Raw genomic sequence first — 22,369 nt, forward strand, 5'->3', positions numbered from 1 at the left:
TATGAGAAAATTTTTTAGCAACACAACCCGAAGCTTTTACTGGGAAGAAGATAAAGAAGTATTTGATGCACTGGGAACCTGGCCAGCAGATGCCGTGACTGTTTCCGAAGCTGACTGGCAGTCATATCAGGGCGTTGCACCGCAGTGGAAATTGCCAGCTGTCGATGATAATGGGGAAATGTACTGGATAGATGATCCGTCAGTTGATATCTCGGCAGCTGTTTTGCAGTGTAATACAGAACGACGTGATGAATTATTGCGTAAAATTACTCAAAGGGCTTTTCCACTGCTGGCCGCCGCAGCTATGAAAGCGGCAACCGATGAGCAGAAAGCAGAGCTTAAAAATTTACAGGCATACGCTGTGAAGTTGCTGAACATGACAGATCTGGCGGAGCCAAAACCAGCCTGGCCGCAAATTATTGATTGATTGTTTCAGGTGATTTAGAGCTTAACCCGAGCTTTTCGGCAAGCTTGTGAAGTGTTGATTCAGGCACTGCTTCAGATGCGAAAGCAATAAAATCTTGCCAGTTACTATTTACAAATCCTGCGAGTAATTCCTTTTCTATATCCGTGAGCTGCATTTATTTTGCCTCCATACAATTAAGCGTAAAAAGTATCGGGAGAAGAAGTTCTATTCAAATGGTTAAGAACGATCAATTCCTTCGAATTGATCGCTAAAAACGATCATAATATGAAATTTTACGCTAAATTCCTTCAGTGGTGAATGTTTCATTATTACTCATTCGCTCGATTGATGTTTACGAGGCTGTTATGACACTTACAGTTACCATTTCTGGAACCTACATGGATCCAGAGGGCAACCCGCTGCCCGGTAAAACTATTACGTTTGAATCGCTTTATAACTCTTCTCAAACGCAACTTAAAACAACAGTACAGTTAACAACTGATGAGGCAGCAAATTACACTGTCTCACTTGTGCCCAACTTTTATAATGTTTGCGAACTTGATAATAAGGGGCGATCAAAATGGCTTGGTAATATTCAGATTTTTGCAGATAGCCCGCCCGGTACGCTTAATGAGTATTTGACTGCTTTCAAAGTGGATCAGGCGCAGCCAGGAATCTTGGCAGAAATGGAAGAAATTCTGGAGGAGACTAAAGATGTAGCAGAACAATTAGAAAATTATATTGATGCTGAGAATATAGCATATATAGATAAAGAAAATAAATTTACAAAAATTACGTATTTTGAAGGGTATTCAATATTTGACTATACGGTTGATTTTAATAAAAGAGTAAATATAAAAAGCGATGTCTATTTCACTGGTTCTATAACTCAATTTAATACCCCTTTAAGCAATCCCCCTGATTTTTTAACGGGAGTAAACATATGGGGTAGTGCTAAGTATTATCTCGATTATAAAGGCCGCGGGCATGGTGGTATTTACTTTTCTACTGCTGCGGATAAAATCAAGGATGTTGGTGGTATATTTCCGACGTATGACGACCAAAAAACGCACTTAATACAGAACAAGTTAGCAGAGAAATTATTAATTGAATTTAATAATGCAGGATCTGAGGGTATTAAATTTAAGGCGTCAGATGGTGTTGAACGCTCTGTTTATAATGAAGGTTTTCCACCCCCGGCTGCGGCACTGACGGATACGTTACCTGAAACCTCAACTATACCAACCATGTATTACATTGCTAGCGAGGGGGCTCTGTACTTTGTTGTGGGCGATAAAAAATACAGGATCACATTGACTGCCGTCTAATTCTTGGCGTCATGTAAGACAGCCAAAGGGAGATGTGGTGAACGGACTTATAAGCCACGGAAGGCAAAAATCATAAAAATGGTGCGCACCGAATAGTATGATTTTTAACGAAAGCGATGATACCTACACACAAAAAATACGTAAAGCATCGTGAAGCGGAACTGGAAGAAGCTACGCAAAACAGATAGAAAATGGGGGCAAATTTGGGGGCAAAACGACCCCTGGGGGCAATTTTGGGGCAGTAAAAAGGCTCTTTATGTCCGATAGTGTCTTTTTGCCGAATCGGGTAAATGAATGATAACCATGGAAAAGTTAAAGTTTACAGTGAGTTGGTAAAAAAGGTAGGATACCCCCCTATAGTATCAGGAGGGCGTATGCCGCATTCACCCGAAGATAAAAAACGTATTATGACCCGCGTCCGCCGCATTCGGGGCCAGGTTGATGCCCTTGAACGCGCCCTGGAATCGGGCGATCCCTGTCTCGCCATTTTGCAGCAAATTGCCGCCGTGCGCGGCGCTGCCAATGGTCTGATGGGGGAAATGGTCGAAATTCACCTCAAAGATGAGCTGGTGACGGGGGAGACCACCCCGGATCAGCGGGCTGTGCGGATGGCGGAAGTCGGCCATTTACTGCGCTCTTATCTAAAATAAACCCACACACCTCACAACAAGGGAAAGACATCATGAAATCTCGCGCAGCTGTCGCGTTCGGCCCAGGCCAGCCGCTGAAAATCGTTGAAATTGATGTTGCTCCGCCGAAGAAAGGCGAAGTGCTGATCAAAATTACCCACACCGGCGTTTGCCATACCGATGCGTTTACCCTGTCCGGTGACGATCCGGAAGGCGTATTCCCGGCGGTGCTCGGCCACGAAGGGGGCGGTGTGGTGGTGGAAGTGGGTGAAGGCGTCACCAGCCTGAAGCCCGGCGACCATGTGATCCCGCTCTACACCGCAGAGTGCGGCGAGTGTAAGTTCTGCAAATCCGGCAAAACTAACCTCTGCCAGGCCGTGCGCGCCACGCAGGGCAAAGGACTTATGCCGGACGGCACCACCCGTTTCTCCTATAACGGCGAGCCCATTTATCACTACATGGGTACCAGCACCTTCAGCGAATACACGGTGTGCGCCGAGATCTCACTGGCGAAAGTGAATCCGCAGGCCCCGCTGGATAAAGTCTGTCTGCTCGGCTGCGGTGTCACCACCGGTATCGGCGCGGTGCATAACACGGCGAAAGTGAAAGAGGGGGACACCGTGGCGGTGTTCGGCCTGGGCGGGATCGGTCTGGCGGTTATCCAGGGCGCGGTACAGGCGAAAGCTGGGCGTATCATTGCTGTGGATACCAACCCGGAGAAATTTAAGCTCGCAGGTGAGATGGGGGCGACCGACTTTATCAACCCGAAAGACTACGACAAACCGGTTCAGGACGTGATCGTTGAGCTGACCGATGGCGGCGTGGACTTTAGCTTCGAATGTATCGGCAACGTCAACGTAATGCGCTCAGCGCTGGAGTGCTGCCACAAAGGCTGGGGCGAGAGCATCATTATCGGTGTGGCCGGCGCGGGTCAGGAGATCAAAACCCGTCCCTTCCAGCTGGTGACAGGGCGCGTATGGCGCGGGTCAGCATTTGGCGGCGTGAAAGGCCGTACTCAGCTGCCGGGCATGGTTGAAGATGCGATGGTCGGTAAAATTCAGCTTGATCCGTTCATTACGCACCGCCTGCCGCTGGAGCAGATCAACGAAGCCTTCGATCTGATGCACGAAGGAAAATCCATTCGCACCGTTATCCATTTCGGCGACAACTGATTATTCTGCCAGCGGTTTTTTCCGCTGGCATTTCTTCCCTGATCTTCTCTAAAGTGTGACCTGTCCGGCGCTTTTAGACGTAATTTAATTCCCTGGCGTGCCGATGACTCTTTTACAGGCGTGTTATTACGCATCTTACCTATAAGAGAGTCGACGGTCATGGACAACACAACATCGATGCAGGCGCAGCCTAAGCTGGGTTTCTTGCATCACATCCGGCTGGTTCCGCTGTTTTCCTCCATTCTCGGTGGCATTATTCTCCTGTTTGCATTGAGCTCAGGTCTGGCAGGCTATTTCCTGCTCCAGGCCGATAACGATCAGCAGGATGTCACGGCAGAAATCCAGGTGCGCACCGGTCTGTCAAACAGTTCCAACCATTTACGCACCGCCCGTATCAACATGATCCACGCGGGTGCGGCCAGCCGTATCGCGGAGATGGAGGCGATGAAACAAAACATCGCTGAGGCTGAGATCCGCATCAGGCAGTCGCAGGATGGATTTGCCGCCTATATGAAGCGCACCGTTCGTACCCCGGCTGATGAAGCGCTGGATGGCGATCTGAAAACCCGCTATGACGCCTACATCGCCGGTATGCAGCCGATGCTGAAATATGCCAAAAACGGCATGTTTGAAGCCATTATTAACCACGAAAATGAGACCGCGCGTCCGCTGGACGATGCCTATAACGCGGTGCTGCTGAAGGCGATAAAAATCCGCACCGAACGCGCCAACGCGCTGACGGCACAGGCTCACACCCGCACCCGGCTGGGGCTGATGTTTATGTTCGGCGCGTTTGGCCTGGCGCTGGCGCTGGCGGTGATCACCTTTGTGGTGCTGCGCCGTACGGTGATAAACCCGCTCCAGCGAGCCGCTACGCGTATCGAAAATATCGCAAAAGGCGATTTGACCATGCCGGACGAACCGACCGGACGCAGCGAAATTGGCCGCCTGACGCGCGATCTGCAAACGATGCAGCACGCGCTGGTGACAACCGTGGGCACCGTGCGGCAAGGGGCGGAGGAGATCTACCGTGGAACCAGCGAGATCTCCGCGGGTAACACCGATCTCTCTTCCCGTACCGAGCAGCAGGCGGCGGCGATTGAACAGACGGCGGCCAGCATGGAGCAGCTCACCGCGACGGTGAAACAGAACGCCGATAACGCGCATCATGCGAGTAAACTGGCAGAAGATGCCTCCGGTAAGGCCAGCCGCGGGGGGCAGATGGTCTCCGGCGTGGTGAAAACCATGGGTAATATTTCCACCAGCTCGAAGAAGATCTCTGAAATTACCGCTGTGATTAACAGTATCGCGTTCCAGACCAATATTCTGGCGCTCAACGCGGCGGTCGAGGCGGCGCGTGCGGGTGAACAGGGACGCGGCTTTGCGGTCGTGGCGAGTGAAGTCCGCACCCTGGCAAGCCGCAGCGCGAATGCGGCGAAAGAGATTGAAAGCCTGATTAATGAATCGGTGTCGCTTATCGATCAGGGTTCCGGGGAAGTGGTTGCGGCGGGCAATACCATGAATGAGATTGTCGAGGCGGTTAAACGCGTCACCGATATTATGCTGGAGATTGCCGCGGCGTCCGATGAGCAGAGCCGCGGCATTGTTCAGGTGAGCCAGGCGATTTCCGAGATGGACAAGGTGACGCAGCAGAATGCCTCGCTGGTGGAAGAAGCTTCTGCGGCGGCGGCCTCGCTGGAAGAGCAGGGCGCACGTCTGACGGAGGCCGTTGGCGCGTTTCGTCTCAACGGGGCGCGCGCAGGACGGACTACAGCCGCTGCAACCGCAGCGAAACCCGCGCCTTTAACCCCGGCGGCGGCCGTCTCAGGTGATAACTGGGAAACGTTCTGAGTAAGACAGACCCGCCCTCGCGGCGGGTTCTGCGTTTAGGGTCAGAGAGGCATTGATTTACGAATGGCGCTTAACAGCGTTTGGGCGCCTTCAGAGAGCGGGGCATCTACCCGCGTCAGGATCCCAATCGGTTCTCCCGCGCCGGGCGATGTTACCGGCAGCGCCGTAAGCACACCGCGTCGCAGATCGTCCTTCACCGCGCCGGACGGCACAAACCACACGTAGTCGTAATCCACCGTAAGCTGGCGCGACAGCGACGCCGAAAGCGTTTCAATACACCCGGAAGGCAGCGTGCAGCCCTGCATTTGCAGCAACGCCTCCGCATTCTGACGCGGAACGGTTCCTTTTGGTGAGACTACCACCGGCCACTCCATCACGCGGCTCAGGGTCACGGTGTCCTGCAACAGGGGATGATTCGGACGCACGACCAGCTTCAGCGATTCCAGGAACAGCAGCTCGTAATTCAGGCCGCTCATCAGTTCCGGATCGGACATCCGCCCAATGCCCAGATCCAGCTCGCCTGACTTCAGGCCCGCCAGCAGCATGGTATTATTCATGGTCGCGACCTGAAGCGTGGCGTGCTTTTGCTGACGGTGGAACTGGCCGATCGCCGCAGGCAGTATACCCAGCGCCGCCGTTGGCAGCGCGCCCACGCGCACGATGTCGCTGGCCGACTCCTCTTTACGGTTGAGCGCCTGACCGGCGGTATTGAGGGCATCGAGAACTTTAACGGCATGCGTCAGGAACTGTTCACCCACGAGAGTAAGCTGAGCGCCCAGACGGCCGCGATCGAACAGGCGGGTTCCGGTAAGCTGTTCCAGTTCGTTCAGCGTTTTGGATAGTGCAGGCTGACTGAGGTTAAGGGTTTCAGCCGCTCGCCCCAGCGTTCCCTGTTGAGCGACGGCCACAAAAGTATGCAAATGGCGCAAGCGTATGCGCTGACTGAACAGACCATTTTTTTCCATAGGCGATGTTAAAAACAGAGCGACGCGGGTGACAAGTTAAGATGTTTGAATTTGATAACCTGATAGCAAAATATTTTTAACATTTGATCTATTTGAGTTACAACCGTTTTTCGAAAATGCCCACGCTTTGACCACTGGTCTGCCTGGATCACAATTCGTAAATTCTTCCCAACGAAAGGAACGGGCTTCTCTACACTCCAGGTAGTATTCACTGGAGGCATGACATCATGGCGAACACCATCACGGCTGATGATATTCGGGAACACTTTTCGCAGGCTATGTCGGCGATGTACCAGCAGGAAGTTCCGCAGTACGGCACCTTGCTGGAACTGGTGGCGGACGTTAACCTGGCGGTTCTGGAAAATAACCCACTTTTACATGAACAACTGGCAAACGCAGACGAACTGGCGCGCCTGAATGTTGAACGTCACGGTGCGATCCGCGTGGGCACCGCTCAGGAGCTTTCCACCCTGCGCCGGATCTTCGCCATTATGGGCATGTACCCGGTCAGCTATTACGATCTCTCCCAGGCGGGCGTGCCCGTCCACTCGACGGCGTTTCGTCCGACAGACGATGCGGCGCTCTGCCGTAATCCGTTTCGCATTTTTACCTCGCTGCTGCGCCTGGAGCTGATTGAAAACGTTGCGCTGCGCGAAAGGGCGGCGGAGATCCTCTCCCGGCGCAACATCTTTACGCCGCGCTGCCTGGAACTGATCGACCTGCATGATGCGCAGGGACACTTTACTGAGGCACAGGCGCGCGAATTTGTGCAGGAAGCCCTGGAAACCTTCCGCTGGCATCGCCATGCGACGGTCGATCAGGAAACCTATCTGGCGCTGAGCAACGAACATCGCCTGATTGCCGACGTGGTCTGTTTCCCGGGGTGCCATATCAACCATCTCACGCCGCGCACGCTGGATATCGACCGGGTGCAGGAGCTAATGCCGAAGTACGGCATTGAGCCGAAAATTCTGATTGAAGGCCCGCCGCGCCGCGAGGTGCCGATCCTCCTGCGCCAGACCAGCTTTAAGGCGCTGGAGGAGCCGGTGCTTTTCGCGGGAGAACACAAGGGCACCCATACCGCGCGTTTCGGTGAGATTGAGCAGCGCGGCGTGGCCCTTACGCCGAAAGGGCGCGAGCTGTACGACAGTCTGTTAAATCAGGCCGGGACCGGCAAAGACAACCTGACCCACCAGCTTCACCTGCGCGAGATCTTCAGCGCCTTCCCGGACAGCGAAATGTTCCTGCGCCGTCAGCGGCTGGCTTATTTCCGCTACCGTCTGACCCCGACAGGTGAGGCGCATCGACACGCGTTTCGTCCCGGCGACGATCCGCAGCCGCTGATCGAACGGGGCTGGGTTGTGGCACAGCCCATCACCTACGAGGATTTTCTGCCCGTCAGTGCGGCTGGGATCTTCCAGTCGAATCTTGGCAATGAAACGCAGGCGCGCAGCCACGGCAATGCCAGCCGCAATGCCTTCGAAGCCGCGCTCGGCTGTGCGGTGTACGACGAGTTTTCGCTTTACGAGGAGGCGGAAGCGCGCAGCAAACAGCGTTGCGGTTTGCTCTGAAACCGTTACTCTGCAAGGGTGTGATGGAAAAAGAAGGTTGGTATGGAAAATCCCTCCGCCCCTGTGGTTGAAACGCGCCAGGGCGCACTGATTGGTTTTACTGAAGGCGATACCCACGTGTGGTGCGGCATTCCCTATGCAGCACCGCCCGTAGGCCAGTGGCGCTGGCGCTCCCCGCGTCCCCCCGCGCGCTGGGATGGCGTGCGTCCGGCGACGGCGTTCTCCGCCTCCAGCTGGCAGAGCAGCGAAAGCTGTCAGGAGCTGGGCGGCGGCGATCCCGGCCAGTTCTCTGAAGACTGCCTCTACCTTAACGTCTGGTCGCCGATCGCACGCGCCGCGCCGCTTCCCGTGATGGTCTGGCTGCACGGCGGGGGCTTTACCCTCGGCGCTGGCGGGCTGCCTCCGTATAACGGCAGGGCGCTGGCGAAGCGCGGCGCGGTGGTGGTGACAATTAATTACCGTCTCGGGCACCTCGGCTTTTTTGCCCATCCGGCGCTGGAGGGGGAAGAAGAGCGCGTGGTGCATAACTTTGCGCTGCTCGATCAGATCCAGGCCCTGGAATGGGTGCGCGATAACATCGCCGCGTTCGGCGGCGATCCTGAGAACATCACCGTATTTGGCGAGTCGGCCGGCGCGCGCAGCGTGCTGTCGCTGATGGCCTCTCCGCTTGCGCGAGGACTGTTCCATAAAGCCATTGTGCAAAGCGGGTACACGCTGCCCGACACCCCGCGCGAGCAGGCCATGCATAAAGGCGAAGCGATTGCCGCCCATTTCGGCCTGCAAAATGCCACCGCGGAACAGCTTCGCGCGATCCCGCCTGAGGCGTTCTGGCCGCTGACCTCGCCGCTGAATATCGCCCCTGCGCCCATCGTGGGGGATTGCGTTTTGCCTGAGGCCATGCTCGACGTCTTTTTCGCGGCCCGCCAGCATCCTGTACCGGTGATGATTGGGTCAAACAGCGACGAAGCCAGCGTGATGTCGGTGTTCGGGGTCGATCTGGCCGGGCAGATCCAGAAGCTTCGCCGCGAGCGGCGCTTTGGCCTGGGGCTGATTAAGCTGCTTTATCCTGGCGTGAAGGGCGATGAGGAACTTGGCAGGCAGGTATGCCGCGACATGGCCTTCACCACCATGGGATACGTGGTGATGCAGGCGCAGCAGCGGGCGGGCGGCCTGTGCTGGCGATACTGGTTTGATTATGTGGCCGAAGCGGAGCACGCGACGTACATCAACGGCGCCTGGCACGGCAACGAAGTGCCCTACGTGTTCGATACCCTTGGACAGGTGGAACCCTCGCGGCAGTATGTAAATGAACTCGATCTGGCCTTCGCCGCTCAGGTGGCGGACTACTGGGTGAGCTTCGCCCGGGATGCGGGGGCACGCGATAGCCTGGCAGGGCCCACGCGCTGGCCCGCCTGCCGGAAAGGGCGGGACGTGCTGTTACGTATCGGTGTGAATAAACATGCAGGTTTTCGGCTTGAAAACCGCTTCATGCGTGCCCGTATGAGCCTCTTCAAACGGGTGATGAAACACCACGTCAGCCTCGACTGAGCAGACAGGCGCGAAACGCATCCAGTCCGTTTTCCGGGCCGGGTGCGTCGCGTAATACCAGCCGGTAGCTCGCCCCCGTCTTTATGCTTGTGTCAAAAGGCCGCATCAGCCGTCCGGCGCGCACGTCCTCCTCCACCAGCGTTTCATCCGCGATGGCGATGCCCAGCCCCTGAATGGCGGCGGTAATGGCCAGATCCATGGTTTCGAAGTGTTGATTTTTGAGCATAGCTGGCGGCGGACCCGGCTGTTTCGCCAGCCACAGCGTCCAGTCCGTTTTGTCCCGCGTGGGGTGAAGGAAGGTGAGAGTTTCCAGCGCAGAACCGGCCCGTAGCGGGCTCATCACCGGGGTTAAGGCCTCTTCGAACAGCAGATCGCCGGCGCTCATGTGCGTCCCAAACACAATCGCCGCGTCACAGGATTCGGTTTTGAAATTGACGTTATGATCGGTGGTGGTGGTCAGCGCAATCTGGAGTTCCGGCTGTTCGCGCTCCACCTGTAGCAGACGCGGCACCAGCCAGCGCATCGCGCAGGTAGGCGCTTTCAGACGAATAACGGTCTGGTGCGTTCGCGCCTGTTCAGCAACGTTCAGCAGGTGCTCAAACGCAGATTGCAGCTCCGGCAGCAGGGCGCTTCCCTGAGAGGAGAGACGCAGGCCGCGCGCATGGCGCTCGAACAGCGGGAAGCCGAACCAGCTTTCCAGCGAGGCGATTTTGCGGCTTACCGCCCCCTGCGTCAGACAAAGCTCCCTGGCGGCATGGGTAAGATTCAGGTGACGCGCGGTCACGATGAACGTCTCTACGGCATTGAGCGGAAATGAACGACGCGACATATCTCACCTTAGCTATGCGTTTTTGTCATGGCTATTATGACAACAATTCGATTGTCCCGGCAATGAAGTTGTTGTTTGAATAGTTATGCATTCACCACGAGAAGGGACAGAGGATGACTTTGAAAACGCCGGTGCAGACACGATCCAAATTGCCCGATGTGGGAACCACCATTTTTACCGTTATCGGCCAGCTTTCAGCCCGGCATAACGCCATCAACCTTTCTCAGGGTGCGCCGAATTTTTCCTGCGACCCAAAACTTATCACCGGCGTGACCCGCGCCATGGAGGCAGGGCATAACCAGTACGCCTCCATGACCGGGCTGCAACCGCTCAGGGAGCGCATTGCGGACAAAATTGCCACGCTCTATGGCACGCGCTATGACCCGGCGAGTGAGGTACTGGTGACCGCCAGCGCCAGCGAAGGGCTTTACTCAGCCATCAGCGGCCTGGTTCATCCTGGGGATGAGGTGATCTATTTCGAGCCCTCCTTTGACAGCTATGCGCCGATTGTGCGTCTGCAAGGGGCGACGCCGATCGCCATTAAGCTGACGGTACCGGATTTTGCCGTGAACTGGGATGAAGTACGGGCGGCTATTACCCCGCGCACGCGGATGATCATCGTCAATACGCCGCACAACCCGAGCGGACAGGTGTTTTCAGCCGCCGATCTGGACCAGCTGGCAGCGCTGACGCGCCACACCGACATCATCATTTTGTCTGACGAAGTGTACGAGCACGTCGTTTTTGATGGCGAACCGCACCACGGAATGGCGACGCACCCGCAGTTGGCGGAGCGCAGCGTGATTATTTCTTCTTTCGGAAAAACCTATCACGTCACCGGCTGGCGCGTGGGTTATTGTGTGGCGCCCGCGGAGCTGATGGATGAGATATGTAAAGTCCATCAATTTTTAATGTTCTCGGCCGATACGCCGATGCAGTACGCGTTTGCCGAACACATGACCGATCCGCAAACCTGGCTGTCGCTGGCGGCGTTTTATCAGCGCAAGCGCGATCTGCTGCAAAGTTTGCTCGCCGACTCACCGTTCAGGCTGCTACCGAGTGCCGGTTCGTTCTTCCTGCTGGCGGATTACAGCGGCTTTAGCGACGAGCGCGACAGCGAGATGGTGAAAAGGCTGATTGTCGAGTACGGGGTTGCCACCATTCCGCTGTCGGCGTTTTATGCCGATGGCACGGACAATAAGTTAATCCGTCTCTCTTTTGCGAAAGATGAGGCGACGTTACGGGCAGGTGCCCAGGCCCTTTGTCGGGTTACACCACGTTAAGGAATTTGAGATGAAATTACGCGCGTTAGTTGTCGGCATGGGACTGTTGTGTTCATTCTCGTCGTTTGCCGCTACCGAGTTGCGATACGGGCTGGAAGCGGAATATCCGCCGTTTGAAAGCCGCAATGCGTCAGGGGAGCTGGAAGGGTTTGACGTAGAGCTGGGAAATGCCATCTGTAAAGCCGCCGCGCTGAAGTGCAGCTGGGTTGAAACCTCGTTTGATGCGTTGATCCCCGGTCTGGTGGCGAAAAAGTTCGACGCCATAAACTCGGCGATGAACATCACCGAACAGCGTCGCAAAAGCATTGATTTCACCCAGCCCATCTATCGCATTCCCTCCCAGCTGGTGGGCAAAGCCGGTTCTGCGGTAGAGGCTACCCCCGAAGGGCTGAAGGGCAAAACCATCGGCGTTCTTCAGGGTTCAATTCAGGAAACTTACGCCAAAGAGCACTGGGAAAAGCACGGTGTCACCGTGGTGTCTTATAAAGATCAGAATATGGCCTGGGGAGATCTGCTGAATGGTCGCATCGATGCCTCGCTGGTCATGTCAGCGGCCGGGCAGGCAGGTTTCCTCAGTAAGCCGCAGGGTAAAGGGTTTGGCTTTATCGGCAAACCGGTGTCGGACGACACCATCCTCGGCAGTGGGATCGGCTTTGGGCTGCGTAAGGGGGATGAGGCCACCAAAAAGCAGCTTGATGCCGCAATTGATAAAGTACGTGCCGATGGCACGATCGCTAAACTGGCTGATAAGTACTTCCCGGGTATCGATGTCAGCGTAAAATAACCGCCTCGTTGGTCCCGGCTGTTGATGTCCAGCCGGGACTCTTTTATACATAACTTTACCCCTTTTTCAGGCCGTTCTGGTCGACAGAAAATATTTCTCGGTTTGTTCAGATAATCACCCGCCAACAATTGGATTCTTAACCGTTTTTGTTTAGGCTGTGCGTTCTTTCTTGCCGTCATTTCGCTGCGCGCGAAACTCATTCACACGACCATAAGGACGTTTTCTCAGGCATGAATCGCAGACGTTTTCTCAAAGGTTCCCTGGCAATGGCTGCCCTGAGCGGCACTTCTGGCCTTGCTTCTCTGTTTTCCCAGGCGGCATATGCTGCTGACTCCGACATTGCCGACGGTCAGAGCCGTCGCTTTGACTTCTCTGTTCTGCAATCCATGGCGCACGATCTGGCGAAAACCCCGTGGGGCGGTGCGCCGCGTCCACTGCCGGAAACGCTGGCCACCATGACGCCGCAGGCGTACAACGCCATCCGTTACGATGAGAAGCAGTCGCTGTGGAATAACATTGAAGGCCGTCAGCTGGACGCCCAGTTCTTCCATATGGGGATGGGATTCCGCCGCCGCGTGCGCATGTTCTCGCTGGATCAAACCACCTCTCAGGCGCGTGAGATCCACTTCCGGCCTGAGCTGTTCAGCTACGGCGATACGGGCGTGGATACCCGCCAGCTTGAAGGGCAGAGCGACCTCGGCTTCGCCGGATTCCGCGTCTTTAAAGCGCCGGAGCTGGCGCGACGCGATATCGTTTCGTTCCTGGGCGCGAGCTACTTCCGCGCGGTGGATGATACCTACCAGTACGGCCTCTCTGCGCGTGGTCTGGCGGTGGATACCTTTACTGACACCCCGGAAGAGTTCCCGGATTTCACCTCCTTCTGGTTTGAAACCGTGAAGCCGGGTGATACCACCTTTACCGTCTATGCGCTGCTGGACAGCCCGAGCATTACCGGTGCCTATAAGTTTGTGATCCACTGTGAGAAGAGCCAGGTGATCATGGACGTCGAAAACCATCTCTATGCGCGCAAAGACATCAAGCAGCTTGGCATCGCGCCAATGACCAGCATGTTTAGCTGCGGTAACAACGAACGCCGCATGTGCGACACCATTCATCCGCAGATCCACGATTCAGACCGCCTGGCGATGTGGCGCGGTAACGGGGAGTGGATCTGCCGACCGCTGAACAACCCGCAAAAGCTGCAATTTAACGCCTACCTGGATAAAAACCCGAAAGGCTTTGGTTTGTTGCAGCTTGACCGTGACTTCTCCCATTACCAGGACGTCATGGGCTGGTATAACAAGCGACCAAGCCTGTGGGTCGAGCCGCGCAACAACTGGGGGAAAGGTTCCATTGCTCTGATGGAGATCCCGACAACCGGCGAGACGCTCGATAACGTGGTCTGCTTCTGGCAGCCAGAGAAACCGGTGCAGGCGGGTGATGAGCTGGACTTCAAATACCGTCTCTACTGGAGCGCGCAGCCGCCGGTGCGTTCCCCGCTGGCAAACGTCTACGCCACCCGTACCGGTATGGGAGGCTTCCCGGAGGGCTGGGCGCCGGGTGAAAATTACCCGAAAGTGTGGGCCCGTCGCTTTGCCATTGATTTCGTCGGGGGCGATCTGAAGGCCGCCGCACCGAAGGGCATTGAGCCGGTGATCACCCTGTCCAGCGGTGAAGCGAAGCAGGTGGAGATCCTCTACGTCGAGCCGTTCGACGGGTATCGCATTCTGTTTGACTGGTATCCAACCTCTGACTCCACCGAGCCGGTGGATATGCGCCTGTTCCTGCGCTGTCAGGGCGATGCCATCAGCGAGACCTGGCTGTACCAGTACTTCCCGCCCGCGCCGGACAAACGTAACTACTTTGACGACCGGATCATGCGCTAGTCCTTATGGGTTTGTGCCGGGCGGCGATCCGGCCTGCTCTGGACGCATTTGTAGGCCGGGTAAGCGTTAGCGCCACCCGGCAATTAAGAGGCACCATGTCTTCAGAAATCATCCCCGTTAACCAGGAAATCGAGCTTCGCGCCGTCGAAGAGCGCTATACCACCGATCTGCATAACCTCGTAATCAAAAACAAAACCTGGCTGCAAACCGCCTTTGACTGGGCGCAGCATGTCGGCAGCGAAGAGGACACGCGCCGCAACGTGCAGAGCAACCAGATGTTGCACCAGCGCGGTTACGCCAAAATGTTCCTGATTTTTATGAATGACGAGCTGATAGGCGTGCTCTCCTTCAACGCGATCGAGCCTGCGAATAAGGCCGGGTATATCGGCTACTGGCTTGACGAAGCGCATCAGGGGCAGGGTATTCTTTCTCAGGCGCTCCAGGCGTTTATGCGCTATTACGTTGAGCGCGGCGAGATCCGCCGTTTTGTGATCAAGTGTCGCGTGGATAACCAGAGCAGTAACCGGGTGGCGCAGCGCAACGGTTTCACGCTGGAAGGTTGTTTGCGGGAAGCGGAAATGCTCAACGGTCGCTACGATGACGTGAACCTGTACGCCAGAATCTTCCCGCTATAGCGCCCCCAGCAGCGGCGTCCGGGTGATCCGCGTGTCGCCGTTGATCACTTTGGCTCCCCGGACGTGAATGCTTTCACCCTCCAGCGCCTCGATAACCGCATCGTCCGTTATTTCCACCTGATGCTCAATCAGGACATCGCCGCTGATACGCGCCCGCCCCTGAATGACCACTTTGTCATCAATCAGGATCGGCCCGCCGCGTAACCACGCCTCGCCGCCTATTAATACGTGGTGTTTAATGACGCAGTTGCCTTCGACGAGGGCGTTTTCCGCGACCTGTGAACTGTACCGCACGGTCGGGATGGCATCATCCTCCAGACCGGCCAGCAGACGGGCGTTGCCGTACACTTTGGCGCAGTCGCACACCCAGACGTTATTCAGCGCGTTGCCCTCAATAATGGCGCGATCGAACACCTCGGCGCGGTGCTCAACAAAGGCCCAGGTCACCATGGCATCGCCGTAGATTTGCGCCTGATGCACAATACGCGACTGGCTGACCGTGGCTCTGTCATAGATTTGCAGGATCTGCTCACGGTCGGGTGTCAGCCCTTTGGCTGCAATCACCAGGCTGTTATGCAGCACCCGCGCGTCACCCGCGATACGGCATTCCCCGCGTACGGTGGAGTGCTGAATGGTGACGTTGTCACTTATTACCGCCCCGTGACTCACCTCTGCCGCGTCAAGCCAGCCGTTGCCGCCAACGTGTGCGCGGTGGCTTACGATGCAGGGTTGGGTGAGGCGAGCGTTACCGGATATCCTGGCCCCGGCAAACACCACGCTGTTTTCATCGTAAACCCAGCAATCCCCATCCTGGGCGAGCGCGTGTTCATCCTCAACCCAACCGCCTTTAGTCCCGCTGGTCACATCGTTAAAATCCTTCACGGCAATAATTTGTCTGAGAGGCGTTGTGCACGGCGTTGAGCCGTCCTGCCAGCGCCAGAGACGCGTTTCATTGCTAAGCCGATATTTTGTCATCGTGTTATCCCTGAAAAGCCTTTCAATAAACGTAGCAAAGTTTTGGTTTTTCGAAGTGCTGGCGTCCGCTCAGGAAACCCCTTAAAATGGCATTTAAAATACATTTTAAATTTTAAAAAAAATGCATAACCAAAACCAACGCGTTCTTAACTTGCCCGCCGGGTATTTCGGTATGGTCCTCGGGACCATAGGCATGGGGTTCGCCTGGCGTTACGCCGGCACCATCTGGCCGGTGACGCGCTGGCCGGGCGAGATCCTGGTGGCGCTGGCGGTGGCGATCTGGTTCCTTCTGAGCGTGGCGTTTCTTACCCGTGCGGTACGGTTTCCACATAGCGTGCTGGCCGAGATGCGGCATCCGGTAATGAGCAGTTTTGTCAGCCTGTTTCCTGCCACAACGCTGCTGGTGGCCATCGGCTTTGTGCCGTGGTATCGCCCGCTGGCGCTGGGGTTGTTTAGCGTGGGCGTGGTGATCCAGCTTGCGTATGCCGCCTGGCAAAGCGCCGGGCTGTGGCGCGGCAAGCATCCGGAAGAAGCCACGACGCCGGGACTGTATCTGCCGACGGTAGCGAACAATTTTATCAGCGCGATGGCCTGCGGTGCGCTAGGCTTCCACGACGCGGGGCTGGTGTTCCTTGGTGCCGGGGTCTTTTCCTGGCTGAGCCTGGAGCCGGTCATTTTGCAACGCCTGCGCAGCGCGGGCGAACTGCCCGCTGCCCTTCGTACCTCGCTCGGTATCCAGCTTGCGCCTGCCCTGGTGGCCTGTAGCGCCTGGTTTAGCGTCAACGGCGGCGAAGCGGACACCTTCGCCAAAATGCTTTTCGGCTATGGCCTGTTGCAACTCCTGTTTATGCTGCGTCTGATGCCGTGGTATCTGTCGCAGCCGTTCAACGCGTCGTTCTGGAGCTTCTCGTTCGGGGTGTCGGCGCTGGCGACCACCGGTTTACATCTGGGGCAGAGCAGTCCGTCAGGGTTCTTTCATGCCCTCGCGGTTCCCCTGTTTATTTTCACCAACGTCATCATCGCGATGCTGCTGGTCCGTACTTTTATCTTGCTGATGCAGGGCAAACTTCTGGTGCGCGCTGATAAGGCACTGCTTATGCAATCTGAGGAAAAATAATGACTGTCGATGAAAACTACTTTACTGAGAAATATGGGCTGACCCGCACGCACTCAGAGGTGCTGCTCAGCGCGGACATTGTTAAGCCCGGTAAAACGCTCGATCTGGGTTGCGGAAATGGCCGCAACAGCCTCTACCTCGCGGCCAACGGCTATGACGTGACGGCGTGGGATAAAAACCCGATGAGCATCGATAACATCGAGCGCATTAAGGCGGCGGAAGGGATCGCGAATCTGGAAACGGCGATTAAGGATCTGAACAACCTGACCTTTGACGGCGAATACGACTTTATTCTTTCCACCGTCGTGTTGATGTTCCTCGAAGCGAATACCATCCCTGGTCTTATCGCCAATATGCAGCGTTGCACCAGACCAGGCGGCTATAACCTGATCGTTGCTGCCATGGATACGGAGGATTATCCGTGCACAGTCGGCTTCCCGTTTGCCTTCAAAACCGGTGAACTGAGCAACTACTACGAAGGCTGGGAGCTGATCAAGTACAACGAAGAGGTAGGGGAACTCCACCGTACCGATGCCAACGGGAACCGTATCAAGCTGCGCTTCGCCACCATGCTCGCACGCAAGCCCGCTTAACGCGCGGCCAGCAGACAGAGTTGCAGGGCCGTGCGACAGGAGGCCTCGAACGACGACAGCGGTAAAAACTCAAACTTCGAGTGGAAGTTATGGGCGCCGGTGAAGAAGTTCGGGGTGAGCAGGCCTTTGGCTGACAGGGCCGCTCCATCCGTGCCACCGCGCATGGGGATCGGTTTTGGGGTGATGCCAAGCGATTCCATCGCCTCGAACATCAGGTCGATCGCGCGGCGGTCTTCGCCAATCGCATTGCTGATATTGCTGTAGGTATCCTCAATGCGGTATTCCACGTTTGCCGTGGGATGCTGCGCGGCTATTTGCGCCGCCACATCGGCAATGTGCTGCTTGCGGGCGGCGAAACCATCTTTGTCAAAATCACGAATATTGGCTTTCAGTATCGCTTCGTTCTGCCCGGCCTGGATGCCGTTAAACCAGATATAACCTTCGCGCCCCTCGGTGCATTCCGGGGTTTGCCGGCGATCGAAATGGCTGATGAAATCCGTTGCCATCAGCAGCGGATTGACCAGCACCCCTTTGGCGGACATCGGGTGAGCCGTGACGCCGGTAAAGCGAATTTCAGCCGCCGCCGCGTTAAAGTTCTCGTAAACAATCTCCCCCAGCTCGCAGCAGTCGATGGTCCAGGCAAAATCGACGTCGAAGCGCTTCAAATCCAGCGCTTTCGCGCCACACAGGCCAATCTCTTCATCGGGCACAAACGCCACCACAATATCGCCATGCTTATGTTCAGCGGTGAGGTTTTCCAGCACCGTCATGACCACGGTGACGGCCGCTTTATTATCTGCGCCTAATACGCTGGTTCCGTCGCTGAAAATAATCTCCTCATCAGGATAAGCCAGAATTTCCGGGTGCTCATTTACGCGCAGCCAAATATCTTTCTCTTTATTCAGGCAGAGATCATCCCCCGTAAACGTTAATATTTGTGGATGAATATCCGGGGATAAACCGACGTCGACGGTGTCGATATGGGTAATAAAACCAATCCGCGGCGCGCCGGGAACATTGCCTTTTTTCACGGCGGTAACGGTGGCGAACTCATCAATCACAATATCGTCTAACCCCAGCATGTCCAGCTCCTTCGCCAGCTCACGCGCCATGTCGTGCTGACCCGGGGTGGAGGGCAGGGTTTTGACTTTCGGGTCGCTCTGGCTGGTGATGGCGAGATAGCGGAAAAAGCGTTGGGTTAATTGTCTGGAGAGTTCTGAGCCCATAGTGTTTCCTTCTGTATTTATTTTTCATGTGTTTGCGCCATCACTTTAATGTTATTTATGAAATGGCAAAAGAAGTAATTAGCCGTCGAATTAAAAAGACAGGAATAAATGATGAAAAGCACATTCACAATGATAACGCTGGCGCTTGCTGCGCTGACGGTCAGTTCCACCGTCGCGGCAAAAACGCTGGTGTATTGCTCCGAAGGATCGCCGGAAAATTTCAATCCTCAGCTCTATACGTCGGGGACCAGCGTGGACGCCAGCGCCGTACCGGTTTATAACCGTCTGGTCGATTTCAAACCGGGCACTACCGAACTGGTGCCGAGCCTGGCGGAAAGCTGGGAGGTAAGCGACGATGGCAAGATCTATACCTTCCACCTGCGCAAGGGGGTGAAATTCCACAGTAATAAGCTGTTCACGCCGACGCGCGACTTCAACGCGGACGACGTGATTTTTTCGTTTATGCGCCAGAAGGATGTGAATCATCCCTACCATAACGTCTCCAACGGCAGTTATTCCAACTTCGAAAGTCTGGAGTTCGGCAGCCTGATTACCGCCATTGATAAAGTTGACGATCGCACCGTGCGCTTCACCCTGGCGCATCCGGAAGCGCCGTTTGTCGCTGATCTGGCGTGGTACTTTGCCTCCATTCTGTCGGCGGAGTATGCCGATGCCATGCTGAAAGCGGGCACGCCAGAAAAGGTCGATATGCAGCCGATTGGCACCGGGCCGTTTAAGCTGGCGCAATATCAGAAGGATTCCCGCATCCTCTTCACCGCTTTCCCTGACTACTGGCAGGGAAAATCGAAGCTGGATCGTCTGGTGTTCACCATCACGCCGGACGCCTCGGTGCGTTTTGCCAAAGTCGAGAAGAATGAGTGCCAGGTGATGCCGTTCCCGAACCCGGCGGACCTGCCGCGTATGAAGGCTAACAAAGACATCAACCTGATGAGCAAGGCCGGTCTGAATACCGGTTTCCTGGCGTTTAACACGCAAAAGCCACCGCTGGATAACGTAAAAGTGCGCCAGGCGCTGGCGATGGCGATTAACAAACCCGCCATCATTGAGGCGGTGTTCCACGGCACCGGCACGGCGGCGAAAAACCTGCTGCCGCCTGGCGTCTGGAGTGCCGACAGCGAGCTGAAAGACTACGATTACGATCCAGAAAAAGCGAAAGCGCTGCTAAAGGAGGCGGGATTTGCCAACGGCGTAAACATCGATCTGTGGGCCATGCCTGTGCAGCGGCCGTATAACCCGAACGCGAAGCGTATGGCGGAGATGATCCAGGCGGACTGGGCGAAAGTGGGCGTGCAGACCAAAATCGTGACCTACGAATGGGGCGAATACCTGAAGCGCGTGAAGGGCGGGGAGCATCAGGCCGCACTGATGGGCTGGACAACGGCGACGGGCGATCCGGATAACTTCTTCGGCCCGCTGTTTACCTGTACGTCCGCCAACGGCGGGTCGAACTCGGCCAAATGGTGCTATAAGTCGTTTGATAACCTGATTGCCGAAGCTAAATCGATAACCGATCGCGAAAAACGCGTGGCGCTGTACAAGCAGGCGCAGCAGATGATGCACGATCAAATGCCGGCGGTAATGATTGCCCACTCGACGATTTTTGAGCCAGTCCGTAAAGAGGTCACGGGCTATGAAATCGATCCCTTCGGCAAGCACCTGTTCTGGCAAGTGGACCTTAAGGAGTAATTTTTCACTGCCCGGTTTCGTTCGGGCAGTTTTTTCGCTATTTGTGCTGTCTTCGTCATTTTTTGCCACAACACATCGCCCGGTTTTTTGTTATAACTTCAAGTGCATACTTGCAGATAACATGGAATACCATCATGCGTACTCACACTTTTTTTAAAGTTGCAGTGCTTTCTGGTCTGTTGGCCCTTTCCGGCTGTGCGTCAAAAGTCGCAGCCCCCGATCAATATTCAGGCTTTTTAAAAGATTACTCCGGCTTGCAGGAGATGAAATCTGCAACCGGGAAGCCAACCCTGCGTTGGGTTGACCCGTCCTATAATGAGGCGAATTACGACAGCATTATCTGGACGCCGATAACCTATTATCCGACGCCAAAACCGACCACTCAGCTTGGGCAAAAAACGCTTGATGAGCTGTTGAATTATACCAATACCAAACTGAAAACCGCGATTGGCCAGCGTAAGCCGATTGTGACGACGCCGGGCAAACATAGCCTGATCTTCCGCGGCGCCATCACGGGTGTGAGCTCAGACAAAGAAGGTTTGCAGTTCTATGAAGTGGTGCCTGTGGCGCTGCTGGTTGCGGGTACGCAGATGGCAACGGGCCATCGTACCATGGATACGCATCTGTTCTTCGAAGGTGAGTTAATCGATGCGGCCACGAACAAACCAGTGATTAAGGTTGTTCGTAAGGGTGAAGGGAAAGAGCTGGCGAACGAGAATACGCCAATGGGCTTCGGCACCCTGAAGCAGGTTGTGGATGATATGGCGACGGATGCCACCATGTTTGATGTTCATCAGACAGCAAATTAATAAAAAATGGCCTGCATTTTCGCAGGCCGTTTTTTTATGCCGTCCGCAGGCGGCGGAACCAGGTTTCTGGCTTCGTAAACATCACCATATTCCCGCCCAGTATCAACAGCAGGCCGACGATCCCGTTGAGATGCCACACGTAACCCTCGTACACCGTTGAAATCGAGAGCGCCACCAGCGGGAACAGCAGGGTGCTGTACGCGGCTTTACCGGGACCAATGCGGCCTACCAGCGTAAAGTAGGCGCCGAAGGCAATCACCGAGCCAAACAGCGCAAGATAGAGCAGCGCCCCCATATAGCTCACCGTCCATTCCGGCATAAAGCTATCGCCCCTGAAGAGCGCGATAAGGCCCATCACGACGGTGCCGTACAGCATCGCCCAGGCGTTGGTGGTCATAGTTTCCAGCCCGTTTCGCTGATGACGCATGCTGATCATATTCCCCAGCGAGAAGCCGTAGGTGCCGAGGGCGGAAAGCCCGATGCCCGTAAGCAACGACGCGCTCCAGCCGCTGGCGAGCAGATCGTTCCAGAAAAGGGTAATGATCCCGATAAGCCCCAGCGCTGCCGCCGTCCAGAAGCGTGCGGGTGGGCGCTGGCCGAAGAAGATAAAGCTGTTGATGGCGTTATACAGCACGGCCATCGAGAAAATCACCGACTCAAGGCCGGTATTGATATGGGCGGCGGCGGTGTAAAAGCACCAGAAGTTGAAACAGAAAACGCAGCAGCCCTGAAGCATGCAATAGAGATGATCCCGCAGCGCCAGCCTGCGCAGGCGGCGAAGGGCGACCAGGACGATCATCATCGTGGCGCTGGCCACGGCGAAGCGCCAGAAAATGGAGACCGGCGCTGCAACCGGCCCCTGTTGTAAAAAAATGGCGATCCAGGTCGTGCCCCAGATAACAACGACCAGCCCATAGAGTAATGCGTTCATGGTGTCTCTCTTCTCATACCGCGAAAAACGACAGTGTGGCGAAAGAAGGGTGGCCCGGCTTTCATCGCCTTGCGCCGGACTTGCAAATTCTTGCGCTTTTTTCTCGCACAATGGCTGGTAACAG

General features: G+C 55.7%; 21 protein-coding genes. 15 read left to right on the forward strand and 6 right to left on the reverse strand.

Annotated features, from left to right (window positions below):
* Window position 1 precedes the first annotated feature (1 nt).
* Window positions 2-427 carry a tail fiber assembly protein gene (locus FZF21_RS10680; protein WP_149121335.1) on the forward strand — a complete coding sequence of 142 codons (426 nt, stop codon included), beginning with the start codon at window positions 2-4 and terminating at the stop codon, window positions 425-427.
* On the opposite strand, the gene FZF21_RS10685 is transcribed toward FZF21_RS10680, so the two are convergent.
* A complete protein-coding gene (locus FZF21_RS10685) occupies window positions 417-581 on the reverse strand; it encodes a hypothetical protein (RefSeq protein WP_153677157.1) in 165 nt (54 codons plus the stop codon). The genes FZF21_RS10680 and FZF21_RS10685 overlap by 11 nt on opposite strands.
* 190 nt (window positions 582-771) lie before the next feature.
* Between FZF21_RS10685 and FZF21_RS10690 the strand changes: the two genes are divergently transcribed.
* From FZF21_RS10690 to FZF21_RS10705, 4 genes are all read left to right on the forward strand, one after another.
* Complete coding sequence (locus FZF21_RS10690; protein ID WP_149121334.1) at window positions 772-1,734, forward strand: prophage tail fiber N-terminal domain-containing protein; 963 nt, start codon at window positions 772-774, stop codon at window positions 1,732-1,734.
* A gap of 374 nt (window positions 1,735-2,108) precedes the next feature.
* Window positions 2,109-2,384, forward strand: a complete 276-nt coding sequence (locus tag FZF21_RS10695) for a metal/formaldehyde-sensitive transcriptional repressor (RefSeq protein ID WP_032104106.1) — start codon at window positions 2,109-2,111, stop codon at window positions 2,382-2,384.
* A 32-nt stretch (window positions 2,385-2,416) separates the two neighbouring features.
* The gene (locus FZF21_RS10700) at window positions 2,417-3,535 is read left to right on the forward strand and encodes an S-(hydroxymethyl)glutathione dehydrogenase/class III alcohol dehydrogenase (RefSeq protein WP_017693450.1); all 1,119 of its coding nucleotides are present in this window, start codon (window positions 2,417-2,419) and stop codon (window positions 3,533-3,535) included.
* Window positions 3,536-3,694: 159 nt separating this feature from the next.
* Window positions 3,695-5,386, forward strand: a complete 1,692-nt coding sequence (locus FZF21_RS10705) for a methyl-accepting chemotaxis protein (protein WP_045338266.1) — start codon at window positions 3,695-3,697, stop codon at window positions 5,384-5,386.
* Window positions 5,387-5,427: 41 nt separating this feature from the next.
* Here the strand turns inward: FZF21_RS10705 and FZF21_RS10710 are convergent, their stop codons facing one another.
* Window positions 5,428-6,351, reverse strand: a complete 924-nt coding sequence (locus tag FZF21_RS10710) for a LysR substrate-binding domain-containing protein (protein WP_015570563.1) — start codon at window positions 6,349-6,351, stop codon at window positions 5,428-5,430.
* A 227-nt stretch (window positions 6,352-6,578) separates the two neighbouring features.
* Here FZF21_RS10710 and FZF21_RS10715 point away from each other — a divergent pair, with 227 nt between their 5' ends.
* Together FZF21_RS10715 and FZF21_RS10720 are read left to right on the forward strand one after the other, a co-directional pair.
* On the forward strand, window positions 6,579-7,922 hold the full coding sequence (locus FZF21_RS10715) for a VOC family protein (protein WP_017384005.1): 1,344 nt from the start codon (window positions 6,579-6,581) through the stop codon (window positions 7,920-7,922).
* A 42-nt stretch (window positions 7,923-7,964) separates the two neighbouring features.
* A complete protein-coding gene (locus FZF21_RS10720; protein ID WP_045349590.1) occupies window positions 7,965-9,470 on the forward strand; it encodes a carboxylesterase/lipase family protein in 1,506 nt (501 codons plus the stop codon).
* On the opposite strand, the gene FZF21_RS10725 is transcribed toward FZF21_RS10720, so the two are convergent.
* Complete coding sequence (locus FZF21_RS10725) at window positions 9,457-10,299, reverse strand: LysR family transcriptional regulator (protein ID WP_017384003.1); 843 nt, start codon at window positions 10,297-10,299, stop codon at window positions 9,457-9,459. The genes FZF21_RS10720 and FZF21_RS10725 overlap by 14 nt on opposite strands.
* 113 nt (window positions 10,300-10,412) lie before the next feature.
* On the opposite strand from FZF21_RS10725, the gene FZF21_RS10730 reads away from it, so the two are divergent.
* The 4 genes from FZF21_RS10730 (at window position 10,413) to rimL (ending at window position 14,887) form a co-directional block, all read left to right on the forward strand.
* On the forward strand, window positions 10,413-11,582 hold the full coding sequence (locus FZF21_RS10730) for a pyridoxal phosphate-dependent aminotransferase (protein ID WP_045345229.1): 1,170 nt from the start codon (window positions 10,413-10,415) through the stop codon (window positions 11,580-11,582).
* A gap of 10 nt (window positions 11,583-11,592) precedes the next feature.
* Complete coding sequence (locus FZF21_RS10735; protein WP_003857237.1) at window positions 11,593-12,366, forward strand: ABC transporter substrate-binding protein; 774 nt, start codon at window positions 11,593-11,595, stop codon at window positions 12,364-12,366.
* Between the two features lie 230 nt (window positions 12,367-12,596).
* On the forward strand, window positions 12,597-14,252 hold the full coding sequence (locus FZF21_RS10740; protein ID WP_063413316.1) for a glucan biosynthesis protein: 1,656 nt from the start codon (window positions 12,597-12,599) through the stop codon (window positions 14,250-14,252).
* A 95-nt stretch (window positions 14,253-14,347) separates the two neighbouring features.
* The gene (rimL, locus tag FZF21_RS10745; RefSeq protein ID WP_017384000.1) at window positions 14,348-14,887 is read left to right on the forward strand and encodes a 50S ribosomal protein L7/L12-serine acetyltransferase; all 540 of its coding nucleotides are present in this window, start codon (window positions 14,348-14,350) and stop codon (window positions 14,885-14,887) included.
* Here rimL and ydcK read toward each other — a convergent pair.
* On the reverse strand, window positions 14,882-15,862 hold the full coding sequence (gene ydcK, locus FZF21_RS10750) for a YdcK family protein (RefSeq protein WP_032619694.1): 981 nt from the start codon (window positions 15,860-15,862) through the stop codon (window positions 14,882-14,884). The two genes, rimL and ydcK, sit on opposite strands and share 6 nt — an antisense overlap.
* Before the next feature lie 121 nt (window positions 15,863-15,983).
* On the opposite strand from ydcK, the gene tehA reads away from it, so the two are divergent.
* Window positions 15,984-16,979 (forward strand): dicarboxylate transporter/tellurite-resistance protein TehA, encoded by a 996-nt coding sequence (gene tehA / locus FZF21_RS10755; RefSeq protein ID WP_017383998.1) that lies wholly within the window; start codon window positions 15,984-15,986, stop codon window positions 16,977-16,979.
* Window positions 16,979-17,572 carry a tellurite resistance methyltransferase TehB gene (gene tehB / locus FZF21_RS10760; protein WP_015570555.1) on the forward strand — a complete coding sequence of 198 codons (594 nt, stop codon included), beginning with the start codon at window positions 16,979-16,981 and terminating at the stop codon, window positions 17,570-17,572. Before tehA ends, tehB begins: the two co-directional genes overlap by 1 nt.
* On the opposite strand, the gene pepT is transcribed toward tehB, so the two are convergent.
* A complete protein-coding gene (gene pepT / locus FZF21_RS10765) occupies window positions 17,569-18,798 on the reverse strand; it encodes a peptidase T (RefSeq protein ID WP_063945858.1) in 1,230 nt (409 codons plus the stop codon). The genes tehB and pepT overlap by 4 nt on opposite strands.
* Before the next feature lie 111 nt (window positions 18,799-18,909).
* Here pepT and FZF21_RS10770 point away from each other — a divergent pair, with 111 nt between their 5' ends.
* Both FZF21_RS10770 and FZF21_RS10775 read left to right on the forward strand, forming a co-directional pair.
* Window positions 18,910-20,505 (forward strand): ABC transporter substrate-binding protein, encoded by a 1,596-nt coding sequence (locus FZF21_RS10770; RefSeq protein ID WP_023303717.1) that lies wholly within the window; start codon window positions 18,910-18,912, stop codon window positions 20,503-20,505.
* A gap of 134 nt (window positions 20,506-20,639) precedes the next feature.
* Window positions 20,640-21,314 carry a DUF3313 domain-containing protein gene (locus FZF21_RS10775; protein ID WP_003857221.1) on the forward strand — a complete coding sequence of 225 codons (675 nt, stop codon included), beginning with the start codon at window positions 20,640-20,642 and terminating at the stop codon, window positions 21,312-21,314.
* Window positions 21,315-21,348: 34 nt separating this feature from the next.
* Here the strand turns inward: FZF21_RS10775 and FZF21_RS10780 are convergent, their stop codons facing one another.
* Entirely contained in the window at window positions 21,349-22,245 is an 897-nt protein-coding gene (locus FZF21_RS10780; RefSeq protein ID WP_023303719.1) for an EamA family transporter, read from the reverse strand.
* Window positions 22,246-22,369 lie beyond the last annotated feature (124 nt).

The organism is Enterobacter sp. LU1, assembly GCF_008271405.2.
In the GTDB taxonomy this organism is placed as follows: domain Bacteria; phylum Pseudomonadota; class Gammaproteobacteria; order Enterobacterales; family Enterobacteriaceae; genus Enterobacter; species Enterobacter hormaechei_C.